General features: G+C 41.5%; 1 protein-coding gene. It reads left to right on the top strand.

Annotated elements, in window-relative coordinates:
* Positions 1–136 precede the first annotated feature (136 nt).
* Positions 137–871: a hypothetical protein gene (locus tag R7Q38_RS24800; protein WP_005464478.1), complete on the top strand. Its 735-nt coding sequence runs from the start codon at positions 137–139 to the stop codon at positions 869–871.
* Positions 872–1,048 lie beyond the last annotated feature (177 nt).

Genomic DNA, 1,048 nt, shown 5'->3' with positions numbered 1-1,048 from the left:
CGTTATCGAACCAATGAAAAAGTCCAAAAAGCGACCGTCATAACATTGATTGGCGCATTCCTGATTTATACCGCATCCATTGTGATTGCGGAACTGATTCGCTAGCAAGATAGAAGAGTCCTTGGAGTAATATACGGTGACTTCTCAAAAAAATATTGAAGAACAAGATGAAGTGGTTGTCATTGAGGAACGTGACAAACGCACACACATATATATCGCAATTGCAGCGGTACTAGGCTTGGCATTTGGGGGCTTGGCTGGCTCTGTTTTGACGGCGAATAAATGGGAATCTACTTACCAAGTTTTAGAAGATAAATATCAAGCGCTTGCGCAAGATAAAACCGCGTTAGTTTCTCAAGTTAAAACTCGTGAAGAATCGCTAGACAAAGAAATCCAAGAGAAAGTGGATGCACTGCTCGCAGAAAAGGACGCCGCACATCAGAAAGCGCTGAAAAAATTACAAGCTCAGCTTACCGAGGTCGAGAAGGTTAACTTGTCTTTGGAATCTCAAGTAAAGCAACAGAATGACAAGTTGAGCTCGAGCAAGACAGAGAATGAAAAGCTCACTCGCCAGGCGGATATGCAAGCAACCATGTTTGAACGCTCTCGTGAAGTATTCCAGAAAGAACTCAAAATCTCGCAAGATCTAGAAGCGTTAGAGAAAGAGCGAGAGAAGCTATTGCCGAAAATCGACAAGCTGAAGAAAGAGTGTGATGTGTTCTTAGAAGGGAAGTCGTGGGATGTAAAATCCGATGCTTGCGATAAGCACGATGAAGCAAATTCTCGACTTAGCCAAATCGATCAACTAATTGAAGTCTACAAAATGGATCTCAAACAGATCAAAGAAATCACATCGGATATGGGTTTATAAACCCAACAATACACTCGATTGTTCATATAAAAAGGAGCTCACTGAGCTCCTTTCCTTTTACCTATGTTAAGCTAAAACTCGTTAGATACGAGAGGCATCATAACCTGATGCAAGCAAAAGTTCTCGTTCATACCTAATGAGTTGAGCACGATCTTCACTTAATTCGTTCAAAGCTTG

It is taken from the genome of Vibrio sp. Vb0598 (assembly GCF_033338935.1).
GTDB lineage: Bacteria > Pseudomonadota > Gammaproteobacteria > Enterobacterales > Vibrionaceae > Vibrio > Vibrio alginolyticus.
Note: the sequence above shows the minus strand (reverse complement) of the source record. Positions and strands in the feature narration are given on the sequence as shown.